The organism is Rhizobium sp. SEMIA 4085, from assembly GCF_013004495.1.
Taxonomy (GTDB): Bacteria; Pseudomonadota; Alphaproteobacteria; order Rhizobiales; family Rhizobiaceae; genus Rhizobium; species Rhizobium gallicum.
The window spans coordinates 1-7,320 of the sequence record NZ_JABEPH010000315.1; the positions used below are offsets into that span (position 1 = coordinate 1).

Sequence of the window (7,320 nt, forward strand, 5' to 3'; positions counted from 1 at the left end):
CCCCCCACGCCTTGGCCTTCTCTTCCTCGCCTTTTCCATCGCAAGTCTGCTGCCTGCCGACCCTGTTCTTGCCATCCCCGGAGCGGAGGTCCGCTAGGCGGTCTATGATCGCGTCTACAACGAGCTGGGACTGGGACGCCCGATCTGGGTGCAATTCCTAAACTATGTGCAGAAGGTTGCAACGGGCGACCTCGGCACATCCGCAACGACCGGTCAGCCGATCCTCACCGATCTGCTGACCATCTTCCCCGCAACCATTGAGCTTGCCGTCATCGCCATGATTGTCGGCGCTCTCGTCGGCGTCCCACTCGGTATCACCGCTGCTGTCAGGCGTGGCACGATCATTGATCACATCGCACGCATCATCGCGCTTGCCGGCCACTCCATTCCGATCTTTTGGACCGGGCTTATGGCGCTTTTCGTCTTCTATGCGAAGTTGAAGCTCGTCGGCGCATCTGGCCGGGTTGACGTATTTTACGAGGGGCTCGTCACGCCGGTGACCGGCTTTCTCCTGATCGATTCGGCAATCGAGAGACAGTGGGACGTATTTCGAAGCGCGCTCGGACACATCATCCTCCCGGGCACGATCCTTGGCTACTATTCCGTGGCCTATATCAGCCGCATGTCACGCAGCTTCATGCTGGAGCAGCTCGGCCAGGAATACATTATAACGGCGAGAGCGAAGGGGCTTGGGCTGCGGAAGGTCGTCTGGCGTCATGCCTTCAGAAATATTCGCGTGCAACTTCTGACCATCATGGCGCTCACCTTCGGGGGCCTCCTTGAAGGGGCAGTGCTCATCGAGACCGTTTTCGGCTGGCCCGGACTCGGCCAGTATCTCACCCGCGGACTTCAGATGAACGACATGAACGTCGTGATGGGCGCTGTGCTGACGATCGGCGCCGTCTTCTTAACCATCAACATCCTTTCGGATGTCCTTTATCGCATTCTTGATCCGAGAACACGGTGATGCCGATGACACTGTCCGCCGAACATGCAGATCACGCAAGCAGCCTTCGCAGATGGCTGCTTGCGCCCGAGCCACAGGGCCGGTTTCAGTCTTCAGCGCAGCAATTCCATCAGGGCTGGCTGAAGTTCCGCCTTCATCCCCTCGGTCTGGCGGGGCTCGCCATCATCGGCCTGCTGGTCCTGGTCGCGCTCGCTGCGCCATTGCTGACGCGTTACGATCCGATCGTCCAGGATATGGCAGGGCGGCTCGCACCCCCTTCGGCAGAACATTGGCTCGGCACCGACAATTTTGGCCGCGATGTCTTTTCAAGGGTAATCTACGGTGCGCGTACGACGCTTTACATCATCATGCTGGTTTCCGTCATCGTCGCTCCGATGGGTCTTCTGATCGGCACCTGTTCGGGTTATTTCGGTGGTATCGTCGATGAAGTCCTGATGCGCATCACCGACATCTTCCTTTCCTTTCCAGGCCTGGTGCTGGCGTTGGGATTTGCAGCGGCACTCGGTCCCGGCATCACCAACGCGATCATCGCAATTTCGTTGACGGCATGGCCGCCAATCGCCCGGCTTGCGCGCGCCGAGACGCTCAGTCTGCGCAAGGCCGATTTCATCGCTGCCGTGCGTCTTCAAGGGGCGACGCCAATGGCGATCATCACCCGCCACATCCTGCCGATGTGCATTCCCTCGGTGATCGTTCGCGTGACCCTGAATATGGCCGGCATCATCATCACGGCGGCAGGCCTCGGGTTCCTCGGTCTTGGCGCGCAGCCGCCTTGGCCGGAATGGGGAGCAATGGCCGCGACCGGACGTGAATTCATGCTCGACAGTCCATGGGTCATCGCAGCGCCCGGCATTGCCATCGCGCTGGTCAGCCTTGCGTTTAATCTTGTCGACGATGCCCTTCGCGACGTTCTTGACCCGAGAGGTTCGGAATGACGTCTTCCCTCATCGACATCCGCAATCTCGAGATTGCCTTCGGCGGCGGAACCGTGCGCGCCGTGCGCGGCGTCAGCTTCTCGCTAGGACACGAAAAACTAGGCATCGTCGGCGAATCCGGGTCGGGCAAGTCGACCGTCGGGCGCGCCGTCATGAAGTTGCTGCCGCTAACGGCAGTCGTCCGCGCCGAGCGGATGACGTTTCGCGACGTGGATCTGCTCAAGGCTGACGAGCGTATGATGATGATGATAAGGGGACGGCGTATTGGACTGATCCTGCAGGATCCGAAATATTCTCTGAACCCTGTCATGCGGATCAGCGAGCAGATCGCCGAAACCTTTCGCTTTCACTATCCGAAGTCGACTGCAAAACAGGCTGACCGGAAAATGATCGAGATGCTTGAAGCGGTCCAGATCCGTGATGCCGAAAGGGTGGCTCGGCTCTATCCACACGAAATTTCAGGCGGCATGGGTCAGAGGGTCATGATCGCGATGATGCTGATTGCAGAACCAGAGGTTCTGATTGCCGACGAGCCGACGTCTGCCCTCGATGTGACGGTGCGGCTCGAAATCCTGGCACTGCTTGATGAACTCGTCGCCCGCCGCAACCTCGGGCTGATCTTCATCAGTCACGACCTGAACCTCGTCCGGAACTTCTGCGACCGCGTACTCATCATGTATGCCGGGCGGGTCGTCGAAGTTCTCAAGGCGTCTGATCTAGAGAATGCAAGGCATCCCTATACGCAAGGCCTGCTGGCATCCTTGCCGTCGATCGAAAATCCGCCCGCCCGACTGCCGGTATTGAAGCGCGATCCGGCCTGGTTCGATGACATCACTTTGGAGACGCCGCATTGATCGAAATTAACAATCTCACGATTCGTTTCGGTTCCGGTCAGAGGCCGGTCGTCAGGAACGTCAGCCTTCTCATCAAGAGGGGCACGGCATTCGGTCTGGTTGGTGAATCCGGCTGCGGAAAGTCCACGGTCCTGCGGGCAATATCCGGGCTCAACCCGAATTACGAAGGCCGGATCAAGGTGGATGGAGACACGTTGGATCGGCAGCGCGACCGGCAGTTCTTCCGGCGTGTGCAGATGGTTTTTCAGGACCCTTACGGTTCACTTCATCCCCGCAAGACAATCCGCTCGCAGCTTAAGGAGCCGCTCCGCAACCAGGGCCTTGCCACCAACTCGGTGGACGTGGATGCCCTGCTGCTGGCGGTTGGCCTCGATCCGTCGCTCACCTACCGCTTCCCGCACCAGCTCTCCGGAGGGCAGCGTCAGCGCGTGGCCATCGCCCGAGCCCTCGTGCTTAATCCGGCCGTGCTGTTGCTCGACGAACCGACGTCGGCGCTCGACGTATCGGTTCAAGCGGAAATTCTTAATCTGCTGGAAGATCTGCGCAAGGAGCGCGGTCTGACCTATCTGCTCGTCAGCCACGATCTGGCCGTCGTGTCCCACATGTGCGCTCGCGTCGCCATCATGGAGGCAGGCGAGATCGTCGAAGAGGTGGATATCGAACGGCTGCGAAAAGGAGCCGTCGAGCATGGCTATTCTCGGCACCTGCTGGATGCCAGCAGAAACTACGGAAGGACGCATTGACTGAGTTTTATTCGGGCGATGACACCGGATGGAGGAGGTCGGCGCGTTGGTGGCCAGGCTCGGCTACTTCGGGATTCTATCTCGGCCTGCTTGCCATCGGCACCAAGCTTGCGCAGTGGCCGGAGGCCGCGGCTGACTGAGCAATTCATCACATTGCGAGCAAAAGCCTCGCAATTCTGTTGAACTGCGGGCCTGGCGGGTCGTATAGTCGGTCAAACGTCCGGGTGAATCGGACGAACCATCAGGGAAGGAAACCGACATATGGCCAAAGTCCGCGCGCTGGTACTGGAGCGTCAGCATGAGCTTGCCCTTCGCGATATCGATCTATCGCTGGAAACCGGGCCGGGACAGGTGAAGATCAAGATCCATACCGTCGGCGTGTGCGGCTCGGACGTGCATTATTACACGCACGGCAGGATTGGGCCCTTTGTGGTCAGTGAGCCGATGGTGCTTGGGCACGAAGCGGCCGGTACAGTAGTCGCAGTCGGTGAAGGCGTGGCGCATCTGAAAGCCGGCGACCGCGTCTGCATGGAACCGGGCATCCCCGATCCGAACTCCAAGGCAAGCCGGCTTGGCATGTATAATGTCGATCCTGCCGTAACCTTCTGGGCGACGCCCCCGGTTCACGGCGTTCTGACACCGGAAGTGGTTCACCCCGCCAACTATACCTACAAGCTGCCGGACAATGTTAGCTTTGCGGAAGGCGCGATGGTTGAACCATTTGCGGTCGGCATGCAGGCCGCGGCCAAAGCAAAGATCGCACCCGGCGACACGGCCGTCGTCCTCGGCGCCGGCCCGATCGGCACGATGGTGGCGATTGCCGCGCTTGCTGGGGGCTGTGCCCGGGCGATTGTTGCCGATCTCGCCCAGCCGAAGCTCGATATCGCCGCGCAGTATCAGGGCGTCATTCCGGTCAACGTTCGCGAGAATAATCTCACCGAAGAGGTGAGCCGGCTGACCGCCGGCTGGGGCGCAGACGTGATCTTCGAGTGCTCCGGGTCGCCAAAGGCCTGGGAAACGATCATGGATCTGGCGCGCCCCGGAGGGGTCATCGTTGCCGTCGGCCTGCCGGTGAGTCCTGTCGGCTTCGACGTTTCTACGGCTTCGACCAAGGAAATCCGCATCGAAACGGTCTTCCGCTACGCGCACCAGTACGAGCGCTCGATCGCACTCCTCAGCTCCGGCCGCGTCGACCTCAAACCGCTGATTTCGGGGGTTTTTCAGTTCGAGGACTCGATCAAGGCTTTCGATCGCGCCGTCGAAGCGCGGCCGACGGATGTCAAGCTGCAGATCGTGATGGAATAAGGACCTCTCAACGTCTTTCCGGCGCAGAGAGGTAATTTTCAAATCGCCTTCAAATCTCCCAGCACCGTCGGGATCAGTTCCGAGACGGTCGGATGGATCGGCACCGACCATTGCAGGGCAGGGTAGGTCGTTCCGGCATTCATGGCATCGATGATGCCGTGGATTGCCTCGTCGCCTTCGATGCCAAGGATTGCGGCACCGAGGATTCGCTTTGTTTCGGCCTCAGCGACGATCTTCATGAAACCCATGGTCTCGCCTCGCTCGTTGGCACGACCGACGCGGCTCATCGGGCGGGACGAGACCATGATCTTTTTGCCGGAAGCGCGCGCTTCCTTTTCCGTCATGCCGACGCGGCCAAGCGGCGGATCGATATAAAGTGCATAGGCGGGAATGCGGCTGCTCACCTTGCGATCGCCACCATCAATCAGGTTAGCCGCGGCGATCTCGAAATCATTATAGGACGTATGCGTAAAGGCTCCGCGGCCGTTGCAGTCGCCGAGCGCGAAGATGCCCTCGACATTGGTCATCAGCCTGTCGTCCACCGTGATGTAGCCGCGCTTGTCCGTCAGAACGCCGGCGGCATCGAGGCCGAGATCGTCGGTGTTCGGCCTGCGGCCGGTTGCAATCAGCACATGGCTTGCCTCGACCGCCGGCTTGCCGGCGCCGGTGCTGACGGCAACCGCATCGCCATTCTTTACGAATGCGATACGATCTGCCTGAGTGTGAACCGCAATACCTTCCGCGCCGAGAACCTGCGCGATTGCGTCGGAGATATCCTCGTCTTCGCGGGAGGCAAGTCTCGGCCCGCGTTCGATGATGGTGACTTCGGCGCCGAAGCGACGGTACATCTGCGCGAATTCGAGACCGATATAGCTGCCGCCGATAACGGCGAGGTGGCGTGGCAGCGTGTCGAGGTGGATGATCGACGTGCTTGTGAGATAGTCGATGTCTTCGATACCGGGAAAATCCGGAATGACCGGGCGGGCACCGACATTCAGAAAGATTTGCGGCGCCGACAGCATCTTGCCATTGACGATGACTGTCTTCGGACCGGTAAATCTGGCCTGGCCGTAGATCACGTCCATTGTTTCCATGTTGGCAAGCCAACTGATCAGGCCGTTGCGGGCGTTCATGGTAACGGTTTCGGCGCGCGGGCGCACGATCATCATGTCGATCTCGATGTTGCCAGTGATCTTCACGCCGTAGTCGCCGCCGCGGCGCGCGACATGGGCGGCCCGGGCACTGGCGACCAGCGTCTTCGTCGGCATGCAGCCGGCATTGACGCAAGTACCGCCGAGATATTTTCGCTCGATCAGCGCTACGTTCATGCCCTTCTCGGACATGCGGGCGGCGAGGAAGGGGCCGGACTGACCGGCCCCGATAAAGATCGCGTCGTAACTTTTCATGGCACGGCCACCACAATCAACAGCGCGCCGCCGATGGCGACGGCATCCTCGATAAGTGCCGCCGGCAAATCCTTGCCGAAAGCCTTCGCAAGCTTGCCACGGATAAAGGCACCGCCGAGCGTTCCGACAACGGCACCGAGGATGCCCGCGATAAGCCCGGCTGTCAGAAAACCACCCGAAGCGCCGATCGTGGCCCCTGCCAATGCGCCCATGATGATACGGGCGCCGAACTGCATCGGCACCTTGCGGCTTGGCGTTGTCGGCAATTGGTCGGTGATCATTTCGACGGCGGCAAGCACCGTGAAAATCCACGGCGTCCATCGGTAGCCCATAAAGGCGAGAGACGTCTGAGAAACGTTGAAGGCGCCAAGTGCGGCGCCCCAGGCAACGGCGGCGGGCGCAGTCATGGCCCTTAGGCCGGCAATAATTCCGATCAAAAATGCAAGGAATAGAAGCATACGAGAAACCCCTTCCCCTATTGGCGCTCTATCGGCGACGGCAGCGTTGCACAATCTCCAAACGGTTGCAATTCACGCCCCATGGCCCATTTCCGAAATGCGGAGAGAAGCTTAGAATGGATAAGGATCTTGCATTTCCGATCGCGATCGGCATCACCTTAGGGGTAGGGCTCGGTCACCTACGGCAACGTTGCGCGCGGCATCGTGGTAGGTGTTGTTGTTTCGGTTGCCTATACGCTCTGGCGCCGCCGGGCGGGACGCTAGTTCGCGAAGGCCTGAATTCCCGTGATGGCGCGGCCGAGGATGAGGGCGTGGATGTCATGCGTACCCTCGTAGGTATTGACGACCTCAAGATTGACGAGGTGGCGGGCGACGCCGAACTCGTCGGAGATGCCATTGCCGCCGAGCATATCGCGGGCAGTGCGCGCAATGTCGAGTGCCTTGCCGCAGGAGTTGCGTTTGAGGATTGAAGTGAGTTCCACCGGCGGGGGGGCCACCTCCGTCTGGGTGTTATACATCACCTACGCCGCCGCCCAGCTGACCAGTGGGATAATCTGCGTGGGCCCCTCCCTTCGAAAAAAATGCACAAAAGCTCCAGCGGGCGCGCGCAGCCCAGAATCCATTAGCACTACGAACCGCGTGCGAGACGAAA

Annotated in this window: 7 protein-coding genes and 2 pseudogenes; 6 read left to right on the forward strand and 3 right to left on the reverse strand. The window is 60.1% G+C overall.

The window, feature by feature from the left end; all coding sequences use genetic code 11:
* The 6 genes and pseudogenes from C9413_RS24655 to C9413_RS24680 all read left to right on the forward strand — a co-directional run.
* Positions 1-967 (forward strand): annotated as a pseudogene (locus C9413_RS24655) (ABC transporter permease); the annotation flags it as partial.
* Between the two features lie 5 nt (positions 968-972).
* The gene (locus tag C9413_RS24660; RefSeq protein WP_170251020.1) at positions 973-1,902 is read left to right on the forward strand and encodes an ABC transporter permease; all 930 of its coding nucleotides are present in this window, start codon (positions 973-975) and stop codon (positions 1,900-1,902) included.
* The gene (locus C9413_RS24665) at positions 1,899-2,756 is read left to right on the forward strand and encodes an ABC transporter ATP-binding protein (protein WP_040115339.1); all 858 of its coding nucleotides are present in this window, start codon (positions 1,899-1,901) and stop codon (positions 2,754-2,756) included. The genes C9413_RS24660 and C9413_RS24665 overlap by 4 nt, the downstream gene beginning before the upstream one ends.
* Positions 2,753-3,499, forward strand: coding sequence for an ABC transporter ATP-binding protein (locus C9413_RS24670; protein ID WP_040115340.1), 747 nt, complete (start codon positions 2,753-2,755; stop codon positions 3,497-3,499). Before C9413_RS24665 ends, C9413_RS24670 begins: the two co-directional genes overlap by 4 nt.
* Positions 3,496-3,639 (forward strand): hypothetical protein, encoded by a 144-nt coding sequence (locus tag C9413_RS24675; RefSeq protein ID WP_170251021.1) that lies wholly within the window; start codon positions 3,496-3,498, stop codon positions 3,637-3,639. Before C9413_RS24670 ends, C9413_RS24675 begins: the two co-directional genes overlap by 4 nt.
* A 121-nt stretch (positions 3,640-3,760) precedes the next feature.
* Positions 3,761-4,804 (forward strand): NAD(P)-dependent alcohol dehydrogenase, encoded by a 1,044-nt coding sequence (locus C9413_RS24680; protein ID WP_040115341.1) that lies wholly within the window; start codon positions 3,761-3,763, stop codon positions 4,802-4,804.
* Between the two features lie 38 nt (positions 4,805-4,842).
* Here the strand turns inward: C9413_RS24680 and C9413_RS24685 are convergent, their stop codons facing one another.
* From C9413_RS24685 to C9413_RS24695, 3 genes and pseudogenes are all read right to left on the reverse strand, one after another.
* Positions 4,843-6,210 (reverse strand): FAD-containing oxidoreductase, encoded by a 1,368-nt coding sequence (locus C9413_RS24685; RefSeq protein WP_170251022.1) that lies wholly within the window; start codon positions 6,208-6,210, stop codon positions 4,843-4,845.
* The gene (locus C9413_RS24690) at positions 6,207-6,668 is read right to left on the reverse strand and encodes a membrane protein (RefSeq protein WP_040115343.1); all 462 of its coding nucleotides are present in this window, start codon (positions 6,666-6,668) and stop codon (positions 6,207-6,209) included. The genes C9413_RS24685 and C9413_RS24690 overlap by 4 nt, the downstream gene beginning before the upstream one ends.
* A gap of 260 nt (positions 6,669-6,928) precedes the next feature.
* A pseudogene (locus C9413_RS24695) lies at positions 6,929-7,156 on the reverse strand (acyl-CoA dehydrogenase family protein); the annotation flags it as partial.
* Positions 7,157-7,320: the final 164 nt, after the last annotated feature.

Bases quoted from the DNA above. Each gene is read 5' to 3' on its own strand.
- C9413_RS24660 (WP_170251020.1), top strand. From the start codon at position 973: ATGACACTGTCCGCCGAACATGCAGATCACGCAAGCAGCCTTCGCAGA.
- C9413_RS24665 (WP_040115339.1), top strand. From the start codon at position 1,899: ATGACGTCTTCCCTCATCGACATCCGCAATCTCGAGATTGCCTTCGGC.
- C9413_RS24680 (WP_040115341.1), top strand. From the start codon at position 3,761: ATGGCCAAAGTCCGCGCGCTGGTACTGGAGCGTCAGCATGAGCTTGCC.
- C9413_RS24685 (WP_170251022.1), bottom strand. From the start codon at position 6,210: ATGAAAAGTTACGACGCGATCTTTATCGGGGCCGGTCAGTCCGGCCCC.
- C9413_RS24690 (WP_040115343.1), bottom strand. From the start codon at position 6,668: ATGCTTCTATTCCTTGCATTTTTGATCGGAATTATTGCCGGCCTAAGG.